This is a genomic window from Pandoraea eparura (assembly GCF_902459725.1).
Lineage (GTDB): Bacteria > Pseudomonadota > Gammaproteobacteria > Burkholderiales > Burkholderiaceae > Pandoraea > Pandoraea eparura.
The window spans coordinates 610,984-632,950 of sequence record NZ_CABPSH010000001.1 but is presented as its reverse complement, the minus strand read 5'-3'; the positions used below and the strand labels follow the sequence as shown (position 1 = coordinate 632,950).

The 21,967-nt window shown below is 63.2% G+C and carries 19 protein-coding genes and 1 tRNA gene; 10 read left to right on the top strand and 10 right to left on the bottom strand.

Annotated elements, in window-relative coordinates; genetic code table 11:
• Positions 1–16 precede the first annotated feature (16 nt).
• The 3 genes from PEP31012_RS02815 (at position 17) to PEP31012_RS02805 (ending at position 2,301) form a co-directional block, all read left to right on the top strand.
• Positions 17–1,372, top strand: coding sequence for an aspartate aminotransferase family protein (locus tag PEP31012_RS02815; protein WP_150587798.1), 1,356 nt, complete (start codon positions 17–19; stop codon positions 1,370–1,372).
• A 192-nt stretch (positions 1,373–1,564) separates the two neighbouring features.
• Positions 1,565–2,068, top strand: a complete 504-nt coding sequence (locus PEP31012_RS02810) for an Lrp/AsnC family transcriptional regulator (protein ID WP_150587797.1) — start codon at positions 1,565–1,567, stop codon at positions 2,066–2,068.
• 32 nt (positions 2,069–2,100) lie between these two features.
• Entirely contained in the window at positions 2,101–2,301 is a 201-nt protein-coding gene (locus tag PEP31012_RS02805) for a hypothetical protein (RefSeq protein ID WP_174978082.1), read from the top strand.
• 207 nt (positions 2,302–2,508) lie between these two features.
• On the opposite strand, the gene PEP31012_RS02800 is transcribed toward PEP31012_RS02805, so the two are convergent.
• The 5 genes from PEP31012_RS02800 to PEP31012_RS02780 form a co-directional block, all read right to left on the bottom strand.
• The gene (locus tag PEP31012_RS02800; RefSeq protein ID WP_150587796.1) at positions 2,509–3,990 is read right to left on the bottom strand and encodes an NAD-dependent succinate-semialdehyde dehydrogenase; all 1,482 of its coding nucleotides are present in this window, start codon (positions 3,988–3,990) and stop codon (positions 2,509–2,511) included.
• A gap of 286 nt (positions 3,991–4,276) precedes the next feature.
• Complete coding sequence (locus PEP31012_RS02795) at positions 4,277–4,774, bottom strand: Lrp/AsnC family transcriptional regulator (RefSeq protein WP_174978081.1); 498 nt, start codon at positions 4,772–4,774, stop codon at positions 4,277–4,279.
• Between the two features lie 100 nt (positions 4,775–4,874).
• On the bottom strand, positions 4,875–6,254 hold the full coding sequence (locus tag PEP31012_RS02790; RefSeq protein ID WP_150587795.1) for an aspartate aminotransferase family protein: 1,380 nt from the start codon (positions 6,252–6,254) through the stop codon (positions 4,875–4,877).
• Positions 6,255–6,817: 563 nt separating this feature from the next.
• Positions 6,818–7,219 (bottom strand): integrase arm-type DNA-binding domain-containing protein, encoded by a 402-nt coding sequence (locus PEP31012_RS23860; RefSeq protein WP_281355410.1) that lies wholly within the window; start codon positions 7,217–7,219, stop codon positions 6,818–6,820.
• A gap of 294 nt (positions 7,220–7,513) precedes the next feature.
• Positions 7,514–7,587 (bottom strand) — tRNA-Gly (locus tag PEP31012_RS02780).
• A gap of 284 nt (positions 7,588–7,871) precedes the next feature.
• On the opposite strand from PEP31012_RS02780, the gene PEP31012_RS02775 reads away from it, so the two are divergent.
• Positions 7,872–8,660, top strand: a complete 789-nt coding sequence (locus tag PEP31012_RS02775; RefSeq protein WP_150587794.1) for a deaminated glutathione amidase — start codon at positions 7,872–7,874, stop codon at positions 8,658–8,660.
• 140 nt (positions 8,661–8,800) lie between these two features.
• On the opposite strand, the gene PEP31012_RS02770 is transcribed toward PEP31012_RS02775, so the two are convergent.
• The 3 genes from PEP31012_RS02770 to PEP31012_RS02760 form a co-directional block, all read right to left on the bottom strand.
• On the bottom strand, positions 8,801–10,717 hold the full coding sequence (locus PEP31012_RS02770; protein ID WP_150587793.1) for an EAL domain-containing protein: 1,917 nt from the start codon (positions 10,715–10,717) through the stop codon (positions 8,801–8,803).
• Positions 10,718–11,033: 316 nt separating this feature from the next.
• Complete coding sequence (locus tag PEP31012_RS02765) at positions 11,034–11,228, bottom strand: hypothetical protein (protein ID WP_150587792.1); 195 nt, start codon at positions 11,226–11,228, stop codon at positions 11,034–11,036.
• A 186-nt stretch (positions 11,229–11,414) separates the two neighbouring features.
• Positions 11,415–12,191, bottom strand: a complete 777-nt coding sequence (locus PEP31012_RS02760; RefSeq protein WP_150587791.1) for an NAD(P)H-dependent oxidoreductase — start codon at positions 12,189–12,191, stop codon at positions 11,415–11,417.
• A 106-nt stretch (positions 12,192–12,297) separates the two neighbouring features.
• Between PEP31012_RS02760 and PEP31012_RS02755 the strand changes: the two genes are divergently transcribed.
• Positions 12,298–13,191: a LysR substrate-binding domain-containing protein gene (locus tag PEP31012_RS02755; RefSeq protein ID WP_150587790.1), complete on the top strand. Its 894-nt coding sequence runs from the start codon at positions 12,298–12,300 to the stop codon at positions 13,189–13,191.
• 278 nt (positions 13,192–13,469) lie between these two features.
• Positions 13,470–14,327, top strand: a complete 858-nt coding sequence (locus PEP31012_RS02750; RefSeq protein ID WP_150587789.1) for an arylamine N-acetyltransferase family protein — start codon at positions 13,470–13,472, stop codon at positions 14,325–14,327.
• 108 nt (positions 14,328–14,435) lie between these two features.
• On the opposite strand, the gene PEP31012_RS02745 is transcribed toward PEP31012_RS02750, so the two are convergent.
• Positions 14,436–15,674 (bottom strand): MFS transporter, encoded by a 1,239-nt coding sequence (locus PEP31012_RS02745; protein ID WP_150587788.1) that lies wholly within the window; start codon positions 15,672–15,674, stop codon positions 14,436–14,438.
• Between the two features lie 98 nt (positions 15,675–15,772).
• On the opposite strand from PEP31012_RS02745, the gene PEP31012_RS02740 reads away from it, so the two are divergent.
• The gene (locus PEP31012_RS02740) at positions 15,773–16,753 is read left to right on the top strand and encodes a LysR family transcriptional regulator (RefSeq protein WP_150587787.1); all 981 of its coding nucleotides are present in this window, start codon (positions 15,773–15,775) and stop codon (positions 16,751–16,753) included.
• 6 nt (positions 16,754–16,759) lie between these two features.
• Here PEP31012_RS02740 and PEP31012_RS02735 read toward each other — a convergent pair whose 3' ends face one another.
• Positions 16,760–17,737 (bottom strand): LysR family transcriptional regulator, encoded by a 978-nt coding sequence (locus PEP31012_RS02735; protein WP_150587786.1) that lies wholly within the window; start codon positions 17,735–17,737, stop codon positions 16,760–16,762.
• A gap of 141 nt (positions 17,738–17,878) precedes the next feature.
• Between PEP31012_RS02735 and PEP31012_RS02730 the strand changes: the two genes are divergently transcribed.
• The 3 genes from PEP31012_RS02730 (at position 17,879) to mmsB (ending at position 21,833) form a co-directional block, all read left to right on the top strand.
• Complete coding sequence (locus tag PEP31012_RS02730; protein ID WP_150587785.1) at positions 17,879–19,117, top strand: ABC transporter substrate-binding protein; 1,239 nt, start codon at positions 17,879–17,881, stop codon at positions 19,115–19,117.
• Positions 19,118–19,357: 240 nt separating this feature from the next.
• Complete coding sequence (locus PEP31012_RS02725) at positions 19,358–20,857, top strand: CoA-acylating methylmalonate-semialdehyde dehydrogenase (RefSeq protein WP_150587784.1); 1,500 nt, start codon at positions 19,358–19,360, stop codon at positions 20,855–20,857.
• 43 nt (positions 20,858–20,900) lie between these two features.
• Positions 20,901–21,833, top strand: a complete 933-nt coding sequence (mmsB, locus tag PEP31012_RS02720) for a 3-hydroxyisobutyrate dehydrogenase (RefSeq protein ID WP_150587783.1) — start codon at positions 20,901–20,903, stop codon at positions 21,831–21,833.
• Positions 21,834–21,967: the final 134 nt, after the last annotated feature.

Sequence of the window (21,967 nt, the reverse complement as noted above, 5' to 3'; positions counted from 1 at the left end):
GCCAATGGAAAATCCAATGACAGGCACCACCGATCTCAACATGGTCAACGCCTACATTCCCGGACGCGCCAATGTGGGAGCAGCCACCGCGGCGATGATCGCGCGGCGCGACGCCTTGCTCGGCCCGGCCTACCGGCTGATGTACGAGCATCCGCTGCACATCGTGCGCGGCGAGGGGGTGTGGCTGATCGATCCGGAAGGCCGTCGTTACCTCGATATCTACAACAACGTCGCGTCTCTCGGGCATTGCCACCCCGCGGTGACCGAGGCGATATGCAAACAAGCGCGGATTCTCGCGACCAACACCCGCTATCTGCACGACACGATTCTTGAGCTGGCCGAACGTCTGCTCGCGACCGTGCCCGAGACCGAGCTTGCGCATCTCATGTTGACCTGTACCGGCAGCGAGGCAAACGACCTTGCCTATCGCGTGGCCAAGGTCCGCACCGGCGGCACGGGCGTGATCGTGACCGACACCGCCTATCACGGCTTCACCGACGCCGTGTCGCAATTTTCGCCATCGTTGGGCGCGACAGTCGATCTCGGTGCGCACGTTCGCGTGGTCCCGGCGCCGCGCCTCTATCATGCCGAGGGTGCCGACCTGTCCGAACGTTTCACGCGCGATGTCGAGGCGGCGATCGCCGATCTGAAGCGTCACGGCATCAAGCCGGCAGCACTGATTGTCGATTCGGTTTTCACCAGCGACGGCATCCTGCCCGAGCCCGCAGGCTTTCTGAAAGGCGCGGTCGAGGCGATCAAGCGGGCCGGCGGCCTTTTCATCGCCGACGAGGTCCAGCCCGGCTTTGGCCGGACCGGCGAGCATATGTGGGGTTTTCAGCGTCACGGCGTCATCCCCGATATCGTCACCCTGGGCAAGCCGATGGGCAATGGGCAGCCTGTCGCGGGATTGCTGGCCACCGCCGACGCGCTGGCGGAGTTCGGCAAGAACTCGCGATACTTCAACACGTTCGCCGGCAATACCGTATCGTGCGCGGCAGCGCTGGCGGTGTTGGATACGATCGAGAAAGAAGGTCTGGTGCAGCATGCCGCCCGGGTCGGCAAGATCTTGCGCGACGGTATTGCCGATCTTGCCAGCCGGCACGAAGCGATTGGCGACGTGCGCGGCGTGGGCATGTTCGTCGGCGTCGAACTCGTCTCGGACCGCGCAGCCCGAACGCCTGACCGTGAGCTCACCACCCGGGTAGTCAATCGCATGCGCGACAAGGGCGTCTTGCTGAGCGCCTGCGCGATGGGGCACAATGTGCTCAAGATTCGACCGCCGCTGGTGCTGTCAGCGGAGCAAGCCGGCATGGTGATCGAAACACTCGACGAAGCGCTAATAACCGCAGCGCAATCGACAAAACCGGGCTAAGGCACCGGGCGGGAATTGGGCGCACAATTTTGCCGGACATAGCCAGCACGCTGCTGCGTTGTGCACCGCTTGCAGTGCTGGCACTGCCGCGCATCGCACGCCTTGCATCGCATCCGGCTACGTCCGCCAAATTGCACATCTTATTCCTGTGTGGCGCCTAACCGGAACTGCCACCAATGATGGTATCGACTCATGCGATCTTCACCATCCCTGGACCCGTTCGATATCAAGATTCTCGCGCATCTTCAGCGCGAGGGACGCTGTTCGAATGTCGAACTGGCCGCGGCCGTTGGCCTCAGTGAGAGTCCATGTCTCCAGCGTACGAAACGGCTTCAGGAAGTCGGCATTATCCGGGGCTACGGTGCGGATGTTGCACTGGAGAAGCTGGGCAGCCACGTCATCGTGTTTTCCGAGGTGACGCTCGGCAGCCACCGGGTGCGCGACTTCCGTCAATTCGAGGCAGGGACTGGCAAGTACCGCGAGATCGTCGAATGCTACAACGTCAGTGGCGGTTACGATTACCTTCTGAAAATCGTGGCGCCGAGCGTTGCCTATTTTCAGGCGCTCATGGAGCGGTTGCTGGATGAGGATATCGGGATCGAGAAATTTGCCAGTCGGATCGTATTGAGCCAGCCGCTTGCCCAGCGCGAATATCCGCTGAACGTTCTCATCACCGGAAAGCCAAGCTGGGAGTGACGAGCCGATGCAAGCCCGTGCAGGGCGCCGGAGTGCAACCCGATTACGTCACCGACCCCGATTCCCAGCCGGTAAAGACCGGCGCCGATGGTACTACCACGATCAAGGTACGCAACCAGGGCCTCAATGTCGTTACTGCAACGCTCGACACGCCGCCTTCAATTCCTGCGCAGACGAACCGCGACGAATACCTGGCAATGCTGTCGTTTGTACTGCCGCACTTGCCGGAATGATCCCCCGGCTGGGCCGAGGTTCAAGCCAGTTATCCCGGTTGCCAGATCCGTCGATCGCAAAACGCCCCTCCGTCATGGAAGGGCGTTTTGTTTTGCCTACCGTATTGCTAGCGCATTGTCGAAAAAAAACGCCTGATCCTCGAAGGGATGCAGGCGCAAAGAGGATGGGGAGGGAGGCGACTCCCCGCAAGTGAAGCGCTTGCGGGCTTACGCGAAGCCGCCCTGGCAGTGGTATTTGGTTTGCATGTAGTCATCGAGACCATAGCGCGATCCTTCGCGGCCGTAGCCCGATTCCTTGACCCCGCCGAAGGGCGCCGCTTCGGAGGCCAACGCGCCTTCGTTGATGCCGACGATGCCGGCCTGGAGCCGCCCGGCCACACGCGACACGCGGGCAATGTCGCGCGAATAGAAGTAGGCGGCCAGGCCGTAAGGCGTATTGTTGGCCAGGCGGACGACTTCGTTTTCATCGGAAAAGCGAAACAGCGGAACAACCGGGCCGAAGGTCTCTTCCGAAGCCAGCGCCATGTCGTGGTTCGCTTCGATGATCACCGTCGGCGCGAAATAATTGGGGCCGTCGGCTACGTCGTTCTTCACGCGCTTGCCGCCGGTTAGCAGCTTGCCGCCGCGGGCCAGCGCGTCCTGCACGTGGCTCTCGATTTTGTCCACCGCGCGGGCGTTGATCATCGGGCCGATCAGGGAGTCATCCCGAGTGGCCGGGCCGACGCGCAACGCTTCGACCCGGGCGACCAGCTTCTCGGCGAATTGCGCGTAGACGGCATCGTGCACATACACGCGGTTCGGGCTGACGCAGGTTTGTCCGCCGTTGCGGAACTTCGCTGCCATCAGGCCGTTGACTGCGGCATCCAGTTCGGCATCCTCGAACACGATGAAAGGGGCATTGCCGCCGAGTTCGAGCGACAGCCGCTTCAACGTGTCGGCCGACTCGCGCGCGAGGTGTTTTCCCACCGCTGTCGAACCGGTGAAGGTGATCTTGCGCACCCTGGTATCGGTCAGCCAGGCGCCGACGACTTCCTTCACTTTCTCGCGAGACGAGGTCACGATGTTGAGCACGCCGGGAGGAATGCCGGCCTCTTCCGCCAGCCGCACCAGCGCCAGTGCCGTCAGCGGCGTGTCTTCTGCCGGCTTGGCGACCACCGTGCAACCGGCGGCGAGCGCCGGAGCGATCTTTCGGGCGATCATCGCCAGCGGAAAGTTCCACGGAGTGATCGCAGCGACAACGCCGACCGGCTCCTTCGTCACCATCAGCTTCTTTCCGCCCACTTGTTCCGGAATGATGTCTCCGTAGCTCCGTACCGCCTCTTCGGAAAACCATTCCACATACGACGCGCCATAGGCGACCTCGCCGCGCGCTTCGGCGAGCGGCTTGCCCTGCTCGCGCGAGATGATCTTGGCGAGGTCTTCGCTATTTTCCACGATCAGTGCATGCCAGCGCTTGAGGAAGCGAGCCCGTTCGCGTGCAGGAAGCGCGCGCCAGCCGTCGAAGGCGGTCTGCGCAGCGGTGGCCGCCATCTGCGCATCCACCGCACTGCTGTCGGACACGCTGGCAAATGTGGCGCCCGTCGCCGGGTCGGCAACCTCATGCTTGAATCCATTGATGCAGTCACGCCATTGGCCATCGATGAAGTTCTGCTCCTTGAGCAGGTCGGTACGGGTAAGAGTCAGAGACATGGTCGAGAGTCCTTATGTAAATGCATGAAGGGACGCGATTACGCGCCGTGTTAACTTCCCGGTAGTGGAAATGAACAGCGTGGTGTTATGTTAGTCCCGCCTGCTCAGCGGAAATTTGCATATAGCAGTGCGGAAAGCAGCAGAAATTGTGTATTTCGTGCGCGTTTGGCATGTTCTGCCGTGCGCGGGAGGAGGGAATTGTGCGGCTAATTCTTGCGCGATCCCGTCCTGCACGGTAGGGATCAAGTGTCCTGATCGTCGTCTGCGATGTGATGCTCAATAACGGTCATTCATGACCGTTGAAGAGCTTTTCGATCGGATAGTGGTTCTTGACGAAGGGCGATTGGATCACGATGTAGCTGAAGTACTTCTCGATGTTGATGCTCTGCCGAAGCACGTCCTCGGCGATGCTGTGGTAATGCGCTACGCTGCGGGTGACGAACTTGAGCAGGTAGTCGAAGCCGCCGCTGACCAGGTGGCATTCGACAACCTCGTCGATGTTGCGGATGGCGGCTTCGAACTTGGCGAAGTCTTCGCGGCGGTGGTCCGACAGCGTCACCTGGGTAAACACCACCTGCATGTCGCCCAGCTTTGCGAGCTGTACATGGGCGCCGTAGCCGGTGATGTAGCCAGCCTTCTCCAGGCGCTTGACCCGGATCAGGCAGGGGCTGGGCGACAGCCCGACCGCATCGGCCAGGTCGACGTTCGTGACCCGGCCGTTGCGCTGCAGGTGACTGAGGATGCGAATATCGATCCGGTCCAGTTTGAGCGCGTCAGGAATCATGGGTGCTTGCCATTTCGTGCATGTCGTCCAATACGAAGCTTATGCTAGCAGGCAATTCCCGATTTGGTACATCGGGATTTCCTGACGTGCCTAGATGATTTTATTTGACAGCCTGACGTACCTCGGTCTGGTCAAGCACCTCGTCCAGTGTCTTCTTCAGCCGATCGAACAGCAGCTCGAAGTCGGCCGCGGTGTAGCACAAGGCTGGCGCGAAGCCGAGGACGTTGTCTCCGAACGCACGAAATATCAGGCGGTTGCGGTATGCCACTGCGGCGATGCGTTCGTGCAATTTGAGCGCGGGGTCGAAGCGATCCTTACTCGACTTGTCGGCCACCAGTTCGAGTGCGCCCAGCAGGCCGCGGCTGCGCGCCTCGCCCACCAGCGGATGCCCAAGCAGGCCGCGCAAGCCTTCCTCGAAATGCGGCGCCTGGGCGATGCCATTGGCCAGCAGTCCGCCTTCGGTGTACAGGCGCAGCACTTCGAGCCCGATCGCTGCGCTGACCGGATGCGCGGAATAGGTATGGCCGTGGCCGACAGGCACGCCGGCGGGCATGCCGTCGGCAATTCCGGCGTAGACCGCATCCGACATCAGGACCGCCCCCATGGGCGCATAACCCGCGGTCAATCCCTTTGCGACTACCATCAGGTCGGGCTCCACGCCTTCCGCTTCGCAGGCGAACATCGGGCCGGTGCGGCCGAAGCCGGTGATGACTTCGTCGACGACGAACAAGATGTCCAGTTCGCGGCAGGCATCGCGCATTGCCTTGAGCCAGCCCTTGGGCGGCACGATCACGCCGCCGGAGCCCTGGATCGGTTCGCAGAAGAAGGCCGCGACGTTGTCCTGGCCCAGTTCGCGGACCTTTGCGCGTAAGGCTTCCACCGACGTGCGAATCACCGTTTGCGCGTCGGAGCCGGCCGGGTTGCGGTAAGGGTAGGGCGAAGCAATCTTGTGCTGATTGGGCAGCGGCACATCGAAATTGTTGTGGAACACCGCCAGCGCAGTCAGGCCGGAACCCTGCGCGGACGAACCGTGATATCCACGCTCAAGCGAGATGAACTGCTTCTTTTGCGCACGGCCGGTCGAGTTGTAGTAATGGGTGATGAAGCGGATTGCGGAATCATCCGCATCCGAGCCGCCGAGCGTGAAATACACGTGACGCAGGGAAGCGGGCGCCAGTTCGACCAAGCGAGCGGCGAGGCGGATCGCAGGCTCGGAGCCATAGTGGAAGTAACCGGTCGCGTAGGGCAGCTTTGCCATCTGTTCGGCTGCGGCCTTGACGACGCTCTCCTGACCGTAGCCGACATTGACACACCACAGGCCGGAAAATGCGTCCAGCAGTTCATTGCCTTGCGCATCGCGCAGGTAGGCGCCGTGTCCCGATTCAAGAATCGTGACACCCCGCTGTTCATGGCTTCGGTAATTGACGAGAGGGTGGATCAGGTGGTCCCGGTCCAGCGCGACGAGAGCGTTATTTTCCATGATTGGAATCCGTTGATATCAAAATGAATATGCGCGATCGAGGCGGGCCGCGGTCATCGGCGGCTAGGCCTGCGCGACACCGCAATGCCAGCTACATCATGGTAGCCACAGGAGCGCAGTGTTAGCTTTCGGACTCGGGGGGGCGAAATCCTCGGAAATTGCGTATTTGGAGGGCATTCGGCATTTTCTGCTGCGAGGCGGTTGACGGGGTGCTGCCGCGTTCGATAGGCCGCCACGATCAGGGGCGGTCGCCCGTCATCTTGCCGCCCAGTCCAGATATGAACTGTTGAAGCTGTTGACGCATGATGGCAAGTGCCGTTCACAAGCGAATACATGCCCTCATGCGATCAATCGTCGGCTAGGGGCGGGCTTTCCGGCTGCGTACTGTGTACAGCTGACCGCCGGGATCGTGGCGCGGATGCCGCGACCGCATGCAAGCCGTTGGCCGGGTTGGTTTCCAAAGCCAGATTGACGACCATCGCGCAGTCGAACGACTGCGTGAGCCAGGTGCGTGCCTTCCCGGCTACCGACAGCGCGTTACGCTTTTCGATGCGGCCGATGCCTTACAGCAGATGGGGGCGGATGACCTCGTAGATGGCCAGCCGCTTCAGGTAGGAGAAGGCGTTCTTATTGAATACGCGTCGAATCTGTTCCAGCGAACGCTGGCGCCCTTCCTCAAGCGTGAGATGGCGGTTTCCCATCCACTGCTCGTAGACCGTCATGAAGATTTTTTCGCCAGCGAGCTTGTCGGCTTGGCGCTTTTGCTTGCGCCCGGTGCGTGGATTGATGCTCCTGGCGACCACTGAGAGCGTTTCGTCACGGAGTTGCCGTGCCTCGCGCAGCGACAGCGCCGGGTAGCGACCCAGGGAGATGCGGACGCGTTGCCCCATCCAGGTGTGGCGGAAGTGCCAAGCCTTGACGCGAGCGGCTGAGATATGAGGGTGGAGACCATCGAAGTTGGCAATGGTGTATGGTTTGCCGGTAGCCTTGGCCTACAGGACCGTCATGTCAGCGAGCATGTGTCCAACTCCCGAGAAGTGAGTTGAATGCCATGTTCGTTCCCGGGCTCTCGCGCTCATCCAGCCAAAATGCGCAACGACCACTTACCGCATTGACGTACCACTTTATGAACCGTTTTGTACCGGCTGTCAGTGGATTTCGCTGGATGTCAATGAATCGGGAAAAGGTAAAAAAGGCTAACCCAATAAGTGACTTACAAGACGCCTTGGATTTCAGCGGAAATCCTCGGAAAGTCGAGGTGGAGCGGGCGATGGGAATCGAACCCACGGCTCTAGCTTGGGAAGCTAGGGTATTACCATTATACGACGCCCGCTCTGGCGTGCTGAGTCGCGAATTCTAGCATAGCTTCGCGACCATGCGTCTATCGCCTGGGTACGATTCTGGGCTGAGAGCCTTGAACCGCGCCGTGAATCGTGGAGGCCCGCCGGAGATGGTACCGAGCGAGTGCTCCGCTCGCGTGCAGAGTGCAAACTGCCAAACTGGCATACTTAACCAAGGTTAGGGTACGGGCCACGTATCCATGTTCTGAAATTTGACCGCGCTGTGCCCCGTCACCTGGCCTGGGCCTGATTCGCATCCGTCTTGAGAGAGAAAGTCATGAGAACCGCCATTGGACAATTCGCCGTTGCCGCAGACGTGTCTGCCAACGCGCAGACGTGCGTGCAATTGATGGCCAAGGCACGTGCTGCTGGCGCTGACCTGCTCGTACTTCCCGAGGGCGTGCTGGCGCGCAATATCGCCGATCCCGACCTGGTGCGCCGCGCCGCGCAACCATTGGACGGCGAGTTCGTGACCACCTTGCGCGAAGCGAGTCGAGGCAACAACCTCACGACGATGATGACGGTACACGTGCCCGCGACCGCCGACGGCAAAGTGTGGAACGTTCTGATCGCACTGCGCGACGGTGAAATCATCGCCGAATACAAGAAGATCCACCTCTACGATGCGTTCTCGGTGAAGGAATCGACGAATGTGGTCCCGGGCAACGAGGTGCCGCCGCTGGTCGACGTCTGTGGGCTCAAGGTTGGACTGATGACCTGCTACGACGTGCGCTTCCCAGAGCTGGCACGACGCCTCACGATCGACGGCGCCGACGTGTTGGTGTTACCGGCGGCGTGGGTGAGGGGGCCGCTCAAGGAGGCGCATTGGGAAACCCTGTGCACCGCGCGTGCGCTGGAAAACACGTGCTACCTGGTGGCGTCGGGAGAATGCGGACCCCGCAATATCGGCGCAAGCATGGTGGTCGACCCGCTGGGCGTGATTGTCGCTCGTGCCGGAGAAGCCCCCGCATTTCTGCTTGTCGACCTCGATCCAGCCCGCATCGCCGAAGCGCGTCGCGTGCTGCCTTGCAACGAAAACCGTCGTTTCGCGGCGCCGCAACTCTAGGGTGTTCCAGGCCGACGGCGCGCGCGGCGTTGGCCGCTACTGGTCGCTATTTCGCTATTTTGTTATCGGCCGCTGGATCATCACCCTGATCCGCACAGCAAGCTGACTGAGGCTGTCGGCCAGATCCGGCAGAGCCGACATTACATCAATCGCTTGCGGGCTTCGACCAGCAACCGTGCCGCCAAGGTGCCCAACGCTGTCGATGGCGCGTGACCATCGGGCACGCGCGGCACGCACGCCATCCACTCGGTCAACTGTTCTGCCGGCATCGGGCGCGCAATCACATACCCTTGGGCGATATCGGCGCCGAGCACTACAACCGCCTCGAGCATTCCCTCGTCCTCGATGCCTTCCACGACGACGGCCTTGTTCAACGAGTGTCCCAACTGGATCAACTGATAGGTGAAGCGCAGTGTCTCCAGAGGATCGCGACCGACGGCGCTCACGATTGTCCGGTCGATCTTGACCAGGTCGAACGGCACTTCGCGCAGGCGCGTCAGGCTGCTGTATCCCGAGCCCAGATCATCCTCGGCCAACTGGATGCCCAGGGCTTTGAATTTCGTCAGTTCCTGCGAAACGTCCACGCCGAGCGGAAAGGCATCGGTCTCCAGCACTTCCAGCGTCAACTGGTTCGGCGCGGCCCCGCTTTTTTTCAGCGCCCGCTCCGTGACCTTGAAATAGCGGATGTCGCCGAGCGCGCTCGATGGCAGGTTCACGGAGACATTCAGCGCGAACCCCGCCTGCAGCCATTGCCGGCTCTGCGACAGCGCTTGCTCGAGCCCTCGCTTGTACAGTGTCAGGAAATCCTCGGAGGACAGCGCGGGGAAAAACTCGCCGGGTGCCAGAAGGCGATCTCCGTCCTGCAACCGCGCCAGTGCCTCGACCTTGGTCACTTGCCCCGTGGTGAGATCCAGCAGCGGTTGGTAGTGCATCTGCAGCGCATCAGACCCGAGAAGCTTGGACCACCGCCGCCGAGCGGTGTAAGGCACAGTGCTCGTATTCCCGGCGAGACGCTCGGTGCCGGCAATGGCGAAGCCCAGAATCGTCTGCAACAGCGAAACGAAGGCAATCTGATCGGCCCCCGTCAGTGCGCCCGGCACGGGGCAGTACAGGTTCAGAATGGCCGCCGTGGGTTCGCCGGGCTGGCGCAGTGGAATCGCAATGCACGAATGAAAACCCACCGGCAAGGCAGCCGCCCGCCAGGGCACCATCTTCGGATCGGTCGCAATATTGAGCGAGCGCACCACATGGCCGCTGCGCCAGGCACGTCCCGTGGGGCCCTGACTGCCGGCCGCATTGCCCACCGTGATGGGCGCCGTTTTTTCGATCCCGGCGAGATAGCGCTCGATCGTGCTGCCGGCCGCCAATTCGAAGCGAAATACACCCTGGCGATCAGGACGACCCACCGCGCAGCCGGCGATCTCGTCGTGTTCCCCCAGGATTTGCACCACCTGACTGATCAGGTCGGTATAGCTCTCCGTCTTCCATGCCAGCAGCGTGATGCGTTGCAGTACCTCATGACGCGAGATCTGCAGGCGCTGATAGGCCTCGGCCTGCCAGGCGAGATCCTGGTTCATGCGCCGGCTCAGCATGCATAGCGCCTCGCCATGTGCCGACGTATCGATGTGCTTGAAGATGGCTTCGCCGAGAACCCCTCTGGCACGAACGAGATCTTCCCAATTCAGTCCGACGATGGCATGCATGCGGCCGTTTCGGATGGCTTGCGCCCGATGATCCGCGGCGGTCAGCTCAGGTGCCGACAGCGCGCAAAGTCGCCGCCTCTGTCGCGACTTGGCATACCGAATTTCTGCCGGCGTCAGGTGATCCAGGATGCGTTTGGATGCCGGCAGGCCAATGAGTCCCTGGTGGAAGTGACTGACGATATCCGTGGCATGGTGCTGCATCGCTGCGCAAAGCGCCGCGAGCTGTGGCGTCCCGGCCAAGCCGTACATCTCCCGTCCCTCGCCCACGGGCGCAGTATCCTGAAGCGGGTGCCAGAACTCCCCGACGTTCGCTGAAACATTGGAGGCGTGCATCTCGTCGTCTTGCGTGATCATGAACGTCGGCGGATCTGTGGTTTGCCTTTTGGGGGGGGATTAACGACCGCCAGTTGAAATTCTGCAGGTCTCGTTCAGCGTCGAGGATACTGTACGGCCGGCCGCCATGCTACCGCAGTTTCACCAGCGGATTCGAAAGCGCATCGTCAACACCTGCCCAATGGTGACCCGCCATGCGAAAGGAAGGTGCATCGGGCACGACAGGCCGATGACGGTAGGGGTATGATGCGCACCCGTTCTTACGCCGACATGCCGATGCGTGGCAGGTCGTGACGTGCGGCTGCGGCGACGAGACGTCGGCGGCGCCGACGTTCGGTCAGCACCAGGCAGGAACGTAGGCGGATCGGCAGTAGGATCTGCCGTACGGGGTCAATTCCAGGCGTTCCCCCACTCGGCAAACCAGCTCTCGCGCGAGCAACGCGTTAATGATGGCATCCGAAGGAAGGTCGTCGTCATTGCGGATGACGCGATAAATGGCAGCCAGGATGGCCTGCTTCGACAGGGTGAGCATTCGTGCTCCTGACATTGAGTGAATCACTGCGGGCCATGAATGCCAGCGCAGATTTCACGAGTGGCGCGGTGGGGACAGGCGCCAGACTTGAACGTCGGTTTGTCACTTATACGCGTGTTCCTCACGTAGCGCAATGCTTTGTGCCGCCGGGCGCCCACCGCCTGAGGCATCCGGCGGCGAGACCGCTCAGTCGATATGCGCGGCAAAGCCAATCTGTCCGGTGGCCACGTCGTCCTTGAGCGTGAGCGCCGGAATATCGTACGCGCCATGATTCTGCCGACGATACGGAATCGGCGCCGTGGTGGCCAGCGTGTCGAGGCGCTCTCCCAGCTCGCGCTGGATCTGCGCGAAGCGCTCGCCGTCGACGCGGCCCGTGCGGAAGGCGACATAGGGCGGCAGCACGTCGAAGCCCGGGTAGAACAACATGCCGTGCTGAATCGGGAACAGCACGTCGTCGATGGGACCGTTGATGCCACGCGCGCTGTAATGCGAGTCCCAGCCGCCCGTCGTCACGACAAGCATCGCGCGCTTGCGCGCCATCGACCCTTCGCCATAGCGGTCACCCCAGTGCGTGTCCGAGTGCTCGCCTACGCCATAGGCGAAGCCGTAGGCATATACGCGATCAAACCATCCCTTCATGATCGCGGGCATCGAAAACCACCAGAGCGGGAATTGCAGAATCACGGTGTCGGCCCAGCGCAGCTTTGCCTGCTCGCGGGCGATGTCGGCGCTCTGCGTGCCACTCGCGAAGGCACGCTTCGAGTCGAGCGATGCATGAAATGGCTCGCTCGCGTTGCGTGCCGGGGCGTCGGCCTCGTCGATGGTGCTCTTCCATTGCATTGCGTACAGATCCGACACCTGTACGTGGTGTCCCGACGCTTCCAGTCGCTGCACGGCAAAGTCGCGCAACGCGCCGTTGAGCGAGCGCGGTTGCGGGTGGGCATAAACGATCAACACATTCATTTTTCAAACTCCGTTGCCATCGGGCACATAGGTTTCAGTGGATGAATGCAGATTAGGCCCGTGCACGGTATATTGGAAATGAATTCCTGATATGCCAGGTATAACCATGAATAATTTGCGTCGTATCGATCTGAATCTCCTCGTCACGCTCGATGTGCTGCTGGCAGAGCAGAACGTGACGCGTGCCGCTGAGCGGCTCTACATGTCGCAGCCGGCGGTCAGCGTGCATCTGGCGAAGTTGCGCGACTTGCTCGGCGATCCGCTGTTGCTGCCCGGGCCGCGCGGCATGCGCCCGACCACGCGCGCCGAGGCGCTGCGCGAGCCGCTGCGTGACGCGCTCGAGTCGCTGTCGCGTGCCGTCTCGCCCGCTGCGGCCTTCGATCCGGTCAACGCTGAATTGACCTGGCGTATTGCCGCCACCGATTACACGGAGTCGACCCTGGTATTGCCTGTGCTTCGCCGTCTGCGAGCGGAGGCGCCCCACACGCGCGTGGCCGTGTTCGATCTGTCGCCGTCGCGCGTTGCGAGGCAGACGGAGCAGGGCATTGTCGATATCGCCTTTCACACGACAGACGGGGCGCCGCAGGGGTTGCGTCGCAAGGCGCTGTTCACCGAGCGCTATGTGCTGGTAGGGCGTCGAGGGCATCCGAAGCTCAAGCGACGCCCCACGCTCAAGCAGTTCTGCGATCTTGAGCACGCCATGGTGTCTCAGGACGGCGGCGGCTTTCATGCGAGCACCGACGATGCGCTCGCGAAACTCGGCGCGTCGCGACGCGTTGTGCTGTCGGTGCCGCACTTTCTCTTTTTGCGATCCGCGCTCGCCAGCACGGATCTGGTGGCCATGGCTCCCGAACGGCTCGTGCGCGACGATTCGGCGTTACAGGCGACGACGCCGCCCGTCGACCTGCCAGGTTTCGAGATCTCGATGTACTGGCACGAGCGCGTGCATCGCGATCCGGCGCATCAGTGGCTGCGGGAGTGCATCGCGAGCGTTGTGTGACGCGCAGTGCGGGCGGACTAGCGAGTGATGCGCGGCATACTCCGGATAGCGCGGGGGCGACCCATCCGGCCAGCCAACGAGCGACACTATTCCGACGACACGCGGTACTGGCCAAGACGGGGTGGGCGGGCGAGCGATGGCGGTGCGGGCCTGTCGCGTTTCGGCGTCGGCCAACCGTCTGCACGCGTCGTCGTCATGATGGCATTGCCCAAAGATGCGGCGGATGCGCTAACGTATGGACTCTGCGTCTGTCCGCATCCCTCACGAGGAAGTCTGGCATGTCTCATCCCTTCGATCCGGAGCGCTATTTTCACCGCATTGGTTACTCCGGCCCGCGTGAAGCGACGCTCGATGTCCTGCGCGCCGTGCATTCGCTGCATCCGCTGGCCATCCCGTTTGAAAATCTCGATCCGATTCGTGACCAGCCGGTCCATGTCGATCTGCCTTCAGTCGTTGCCAAGTTGCTCGACGGCGGACGCGGCGGCTACTGCTTCGAACAGAACGCGCTGTTCGCCAACGCGCTCACGCATCTCGGTTTCGCCGTCACACCGTTGATCGGTCGCGTCGCATGGGGGCGTTCGTTCGACGTGGAAGCACCGCTTACGCACATGTTGCTGCGCGTCGATCTCGACGGCGAGGCCTGGCTGGCCGATGTGGGCTTCGGCTCCGTCACGTTGACTGCACCGCTGCGCCTGCACTCGGCGCAACCGCAATCGACCTTGCTGGAGACGTTCCAACTGGAGACGGTTCGCGCGGATGACGGCGCGCCGCCAAGCGAGTATCGCCTCAGCGTGTGCTCCACGGATAAGTGGTTGCCCGTCTATCGCTTTACGCCGCGGCCGGCCGAGTGGATCGACTACAAGCTGGGCAATTGGTACACGTCGAGCGCACCCGATTCGATCTTCCGGAATCAGCTCATCGTCTGCCGTGTGCTGCCGCAGGGACGCATTGCGCTGCTCAACACGACGCTGACGGAGCGCTCGGCGCAAGGCGATGTCGTGGCGGAAACCGACATTGCGTCGGCCGCGCAACTCGCGCAGGTCCTGCATGAACGCTTCGGCCTGACGCTTGACGGTATCGACACGGAGGCCTTGTACGACCGCGTGCAGGCATGCGCTGCGAAGGCGGCTGGCTGAGCGGTGCCGATGCCATGAACGCACCGTAAGCCCCAAACGACAAGGCCGCCTCCCGAGGGAGGCGGCCTTGTTGTCTTCGTCCCGCCGCTGTCGGGGACAGGCGCCGTGTCAGTGCGCCGAGGTCGTGCCGGGCCACAGGCGCACGGCGAGCGCGGCGAGCGCGGCCAAGGTGGCGAGCGACGCGACCCCCGTCCAGCCCCAATGTGCCAGGGCCTGAGCACCGAGTGCCGCGCCGATCGACATGCCGATGAACACGCCGACGAACAGTACCGCGTTCAAACGGCTGCGCGCGGCGGGCTCGATGCCGTACACGATGGTTTGATGCGAGACCAGCGCCACCTGGACGCCCAGGTCGAAGCCGATGGCGGCCAGACCGATCAGCCACAGTTGGGCATGCGCGCCGAGCATCGGTGCGAACAGCATGGCGGCAAAGGACACGGCCACCAGACCGGCGCCAAGACGAGTGACGATCTGCGGCCCCTTGCGGTCTGCGATGCGACCGGCCAGCGGCGCCCCGAGCGCGCCGGCCGCCCCCGCCAGACCAAACGCCCCCGCGGCTGCCGCGCCCAGATGGAATGGCGCCTGATGAAGCATCACGGCAAGCGTCGACCAGAAGGCGCTGAAGCCGACCGACAGCAGACCTTGCGCCAATGCCGCGCGACGCAGCGCCGGATGACGATGCCACAGGCCGACCACCGAGCCGAGCAACTGACGATAGCTCATCTGCGTCGTCGGATGGAACGACGGCAGGCCGCGCCACGCCACCGCGCCGAAACCGGCAACACTGATGGCGGCAACGACATACATCGCCCGCCAACCGAAGGTCTGCGCCACCACCCCTGACACCACCCGCGAGAGCAGAATGCCAAGCAACAACCCGGTCATCACGGTGCCGACCACCCGGCCCCGGATCGATTCGGGCGCGATCGCGGCGGCGGCGGGCACGATGTCCTGTGCCATCGTCGCGCTCAGGCCGATGGCCAGACTGGCGGCGAGCAGCGTGCCGATGCCGGGCGCCACCGCGGCCAGCAGCAGCGCGAGCGTGAGAATCGTGCTCTTGACGAGCACGATGCGGCGCCGGTCGATGATGTCGCCGAGCGGCACCAGCAGCAAAATGCCCAGCGCATAGCCAAGCTGAGTGAGCGTCGGCACCCAGCCGACGGTCGTGTTGGCCGCGTGGATGTCGTCGGTCATGATGCCGAGCATCGGCTGGGCGTAGTAAAGCGAGGCGACGGTCAGGCCGGTGCCCGTCGCCAGCAGCAGGATCAAGCGGGCGGACAACTCGGGTTGCGGCCGGGCGGCAGCTTGACTCGCGCCGGTTGCGTTGGATATTTGAGCGGAACTCATGAGGCGAGGCTCCAGTAGGAAGGTACGGGGCGTAGTGTCGCGCTTGGTGCGGCGCAACGGTAGACCTATAATCCGTACAACCTTTATACGTGGTGCGTATGACCGAATCCCTTTCACCCCCATCCTTTGCCACCGATGCGCCCGCCGGCCGAAGTGGCGGCGCCGACCGCGTCGAACTGATGCAGACGTTCGTGCGCATCGTCGAGGCTGGCAGCCTGTCGGCCGCGGCGGCGCTGCTCGGCACCACGCAGCCGACCGTCAGCCGGCGTTTGCAGATGCTCGAGCGTTCGCTGGGGCTTCGGCTGCTGCAACGCTCGACGCATCGCATGAAGCTCACCGAAGACGGCGAGCGTTGCTTCGCACGGGCGAAGGAGCTGGTCGCGAGCTGGGAGGCGTTCGAGGCCGATCTGCGCGGCACCGGTAACGACCCGGAGGGCACCTTGCGCGTGCTTGTGCCCCATGCGTTCGGTCAGGACATGATGATCGGGCCGCTCGCGGATTTTCTCGAGCGCTATGTAGGGATGAAGGTGCACTGGTTCTTGCAGGACCGTGAGCCGGATTTCATTGCCGAAGGCATCGACTGCGCGATCCACGTGGGCGAGCTGCGTGATCCGTCGAATGTGGCGATTTCGTTGACCGATGTGCCACGCATCGTCGTGGCGTCGCCCGATTTGCTGCGCGGGCGGGCGCTGCCGTCGCACCCCTCGGATCTGGCGTCGTTGCCGTGGCTCTCGCTCACCACGTTTTATCGCAGCGACATCACCCTCATGCATGAGCAAACGCACGAGACGGCTCGCGTCACATTCGATCCGCGCATGAGTACAGACAACCTCTATGCATTGCGCAGTGCCGCAATATGTGGGCTGGGTGTGGCGGTCTGTTCGGCATGGGTGATGGCCGAAGATGTGGCGCAAGGGCGTTTGATCCAACTGGTGCCGCCATGGCGCTCGACGGCCTTGCCGATGTACCTGATCTATCCATACGCGAAGTACTATCCGGCCCGGCTGCGCCGCTTCATCGAAGCGATGCGCGTGGCGATTCCCGCCGTCATCGACGCCGAACAACGCAAGATTCGCTGATCGCGATCAGGCCAGCCGCAGTTGTCCGGACTTGCCTTGCAGCAAGGCGTCGTTACGCTGGGCGGCGTCGCGCAGGTAGTCCCACAGCACCGTAATGCGCTTGAGCGTGCGCAAATCCTCGTGGCAGTAGATCCAGAAGCTGCGCGTGACGACCACATCCTCAACGAGCAGCGGCACGAGCCGGGCATCCTGTGCGGCCATGAAGCACGGCAGGATCGCCAGCGCTTCGCCTTGCAAGGCCGCCTGGTATTGCGCGATGACGCTCGTGCTGCGCAACACGACGTTGCCGCCGGGCACGACGTCTTCCAGATAGCGCAGCTCGTTGCTGAACGAGAGTTCGTCGACATAGCTGATGAACCGGCGTCCGGCCAGATCCGCGAACGTCGCGACATCGCCGTATTGCGCCAGGTACCCGGGCGTCGCGTACAACTGCAGACGGTAGTCGCACAGCTTGCTGCAAACGTATGGCCCGCGCTGGGGTCGTTCGATGGTGATCGCCAGATCGGCCTCGCGCTTCGACAGGCTCACGAAGCGTGGCACCGGCAGCACGTCGAACGCGATGGCGGGGTATTCGCGTTGAAAGCGCGAGAGGACGGGCGTGACGAAATACGTGCCGAACGCTTCCGTCGAGCCGATGCGAACGTGGCCCGAGAGCGTTTGCCCAAGCCCCGCCACTTGCTCGCACGCCGATTGCAGCGTGGTCTCCATTTGCTCTGCGTACACAAGGAGTTGCTGCCCTTCGTGCGTCAGCGCAAAGCCCGCGTTGCGCGATTTGTCGAACAACAAGGTGCCGAGCGACTGCTCCAGTGCGCGCACCCGTCGGGAAACCGTCGTGTGATCGACCCCCAGGCGCTGCGCCGCCGCGCTCACGCGCTGTGTGCGCGCGACTTCCAGAAAGTAGCGAAGGTCGTCCCAGTCGGGACGCGGCTCCGTGACGGAAGCGCTGGCGATGCCCGACGCTCTTGCTGTGGCGGTGCGAACCATCTCCTTGTCTCCTATGTGTATTTATGCACAAAGTAGATGCAGATATTCGCTATGTAAAGCAAATTCGCACAAATACAATTCATGAGCGCTGCGCATAGCCGGCGACGACGAATGCATATAAGACCTGAAGGAGACGAAGCGATGAAGATCAAGCCGTGGCTGCTCGCGTTGGGACTCGGTGCGGGTTTGGCGTTGGTGTCGATGGCCGGCATGGCGCAGTTGCCGGACCGTCCGGTGAAGGTGGGGGTGCTCACCGACATGTCGGGGCCTTATTCGGCGATGGGCGGCGCAGGCTCGGTCGTCGCCGCGCACATGGCGATCGACGATTGTCTGGCGGCCGAGTGCAAGGGCATGAAAATCGCCCTGGTGTCGGCCGATAATCAGAACAAGGCCGATGTCGCCGCCAACAAGGCCAGGGAATGGTTCGATCGTGACAATGTCGATGCGATTGCCGATCTGACCAACTCGGCGGCGGCCCTGGCGGTGCAGAAGATCGCGATGGACAAGCAACGCGTGACGTTGTTCTCGGGGCCGGCAACCACGCGTCTGACGAACGAAGACTGCTCGCCCACGGGCTTTCACTGGATGTTCGACACTTATTCGCAGTCGGCGGCGACCGCGCGCGCTGTCGTCGGCGACGGCGGCAAATCGTGGTATTTCATCACCGTCGACTATGCCTTCGGACATTCCCTGGAGAAGGACGCCGCCGATATCGTCAAGACCCTCGGCGGCACGGTCGCGGGGCAGTCGCGGCATCCGCTCAACGCGTCCGACTATGCGTCGTTCCTGTTGCAGGCGCAAAGCTCGAAGGCGCAGGTCGTGGCGCTCGCCAATGGCGGGCAGGACACCGTCAACGCGCTCAAGCAGGCGCGTGAATTCGGCATTGTGCAACGCGGGCAGAAGCTGGCGGCGCTGCTGGTCTTCCTGTCGGACGTTCACGCGCTGGGCCTGAATACGGCGCAGGGCCTGATGTTTACCGACGGCTTCTACTGGAACTTCGACGACGCCTCGCGCGCCTGGTCGGCCCGCTTCCAGAAGCAGTACAAGAACCTGAAGCCGACGATGGTGCAGGCGGGCGTGTATTCGAGCGTGCTGCATTATCTGCGCGCAGTGGCGGCGTCCCAGAGCGTGGATGCCAAGGTGGTCGCGCAAAAGATGCGGGAATTGCCGATTCGCGATCCGATCATGCACAACGCCTCGATTCGTCCGGACGGGCGCGTGATCCACGACATGTACCTGTTCCGCGTGAAGTCGCCCGCCGAGTCGAAAGGCCCGTGGGACTACTACACCAAGGTCGCCACGGTACCCGCGACGGAAGCCTTCCAGCCGTTGTCGAAATCGACCTGTTCGCTCGTGAAGACGAGCACGGCGGCGAAGTAAGTCGTGCTTGAGTGGTGCTTGAGCGGTGCGTGAGCGACGCATGATCGTCGCGGCGCACACCTCGCGTCGATTGCCTATCTTGTAATTGCCGGCGGTGTTGCGTGCGCATTCAGCGCAGCCCGCCATCCGACGAACGCGGAAGTCTTTCGAACGGTTTTAGCCCTTTCGTCCTCCAGCCCTTTCGTTCTTTACTTCTTTAGTCCCGAATCCTCGCATTCGTATCGATCAGGAGAGCGTGTCATGTCCCTACCCACCATTCCGCTGCTTATCGACGGCAAGCGCGTCGAGTCGAAGTCCTCGCAGTGGCGCGACGTCGTGAACCCGGCCACGCAGGAAGTCGTCGCGCGCGTGCCGTTTGCCACGACGGAGGAACTCGATACCGCCGTGGCCTCGGCCAAGGCGGCCTACAAGGGCTGGCGCAACACGTCGCAAGCGAACCGCATGCGCGTGATGCTGCGCTTCCAGCAACTGCTGCGCGAGCACACCGGCGAACTCGCCGAACTGATTACGCGTGAGCACGGCAAGACGCTGCCCGACGCCGAAGGCGAAGTCGGACGCGGCCTCGAAGTCGTCGAACATGCTTGCTCGGTTGCCTCGCTGCAGTTGGGCGAGTACGCACAGAACGCGGCAGGCGGTGTCGATGTCTACACGCTGATCGAGCCGCTGGGCGTGTGCGCGGGGATCACCGCGTTCAATTTCCCGGTCATGCTGCCGTGCTTCATGTTCCCGCTGGCGGTGGCGACCGGCAACACGTTCGTGCTCAAGCCCTCGGAGCAGGATCCGAGCGCATCGCTGCGTCTGGCCGAACTCGCACTCGAAGCCGGCCTGCCGCCGGGCGTGCTCAATGTCGTGCACGGCGGACCGGACATCGCCAACGCCATCTGCGATCATCCGGACATCAAGGCCGTGTCGTTCATCGGCTCGACCCATGTCGGCACCCATATCTATCGTCGTGCCTCGGAGGCGGGCAAGCGGTGCCAGGCGATGATGGGCGCGAAGAACCATTGTGTGATCCTGCCGGATGCGGATCGCGAGCAGGCCATCAATCATCTGCTGGGGGCGGCATTCGGCGCGGCGGGGCAGCGTTGCATGGCGACGTCCGTGGCGGTGCTTGTGGGCGAAGCGCGCGAGTGGGTGCCCGAGCTGGTGGCGCGGGCGCGCGCCCTCAAGGTCGGCCCCGGCACCGACCGCACGGCCGATCTCGGCCCGGTGGTGTCGAAGCAGGCGCGCGCGCGCGTCGAGCGGCTGATCGGTGCTGGCGTGGAAGAGGGCGCGAAGCTGTTGCTCGACGGTCGCGGCCATGCCGTCAAGGAAGCGCCAGAAGGCAACTTCGTCGGCCCGACGATCTTCGACGAGGTGACGGCGGAGATGTCGATCTACCGCGACGAGATTTTCGGACCGGTGCTGTGCATGACGGGCGTCGATACCCTCGATGAAGCGATTGCCTTCGTCAACGCCAACCCGAACGGCAATGGCGTGGCGCTGTTCACGCAGGACGGCGGGGCGGCGCGTCAGTTCCAGAACGAGATCGACGTCGGACAGGTCGGGATCAACCTGCCGATTCCGGTGCCGGTTGCCTGGTTCAGCTTCACCGGTTCGCGTGCGTCGAAGCTCGGCGATCTGGGGCCGAACGGCAAGCAGGCGATTCTGTTCTGGACGCAGACCAAGACCGTGACCGCCCGCTGGCAAGCGCGCGGCACCGGGCCTGCGGGCGTGAACACGACGATCACGCTCAAGTAACGCGCACGTCGCTTTCTGAGATTCGGAGAATCGGAGACACACGATGGCTACGCAAACGCAACAAGCCGCTTGGCGCGTCGCCTTCATCGGGCTCGGCAACATGGGCGGGCCGATGGCGGCGAATCTGGTGAAGGCCGGGCACACGGTGCGCGGCTTCGACTTGTCGGGCGAGGCGCTCGCGCGACTGACGGCGGCGGGAGGCGTGGCGGCGACGTCGATTGCCGACGCCGTGCGCAACGCCCAGGTGGTCATCACGATGCTGCCGGCGGGCGAGCATGTCCTCGCGGCGTACGACGGCCCGGACGGTGTGCTCGCGCATGCCGCGCCGGACGCCGTGCTGATCGACAGCAGTACGGTGCCGCCAGAAATTCCGCGCCGGCTGGCGACGCTCGCGCGCCCGGGCACGGCGCTGCTCGACGCGCCGGTCTCGGGCGGCACGGCGGGTGCCGCGGCGGGCACGCTCACGTTCATGGTCGGCGGCGATGCCGCGCTCGTCGAGCGCATGCGGCCGCTGCTCGGCAACATGGGACGGGCGATCCATCACGGCGGGCCGCTTGGCGCGGGGCAGACGCTTAAGCTGTGCAACAACATGCTGCTCGGCATTCTGATGGCCGGCACGAGCGAGGCGTTGCGTCTGGGCATCGCCAACGGGCTCGACCCGAAGGTGCTCTCGGCGGTGATGCAGCAAAGCTCCGGGCGCAACTGGACGCTGGAGGTGTACAACCCGTGTCCGGGGGTGATGGAGAATGCGGCATCGTCGCGCGGGTACACCGGTGGCTTCGCGACCGATCTGATGGCGAAGGACTTGCGCCTCGCTCACGGGGCGGCGACCGCCAGCGACGTGGCGACCCCGCTCGGCGACCTGGCGCGGCGCATCTTCGAAGTGCATCGGGCCAACGGTCATGGCGCGCTCGACTTCTCGAGCATTTTCCAGGACCCGGTCACCCTGGCGCAGGCATTGGCCGTGACGTCATGAGCGTGCCGCATGGTCAATGAAACACCCGTCGGCTTCGCGGCCGACGGGCGTTTTCTCGGGGGCGTGGCGAGGATGACGGGCTGATGGCGGGCGCGCGCCTGCGGCTAGGCGCAACGTTGCCATCGCCATCCGCC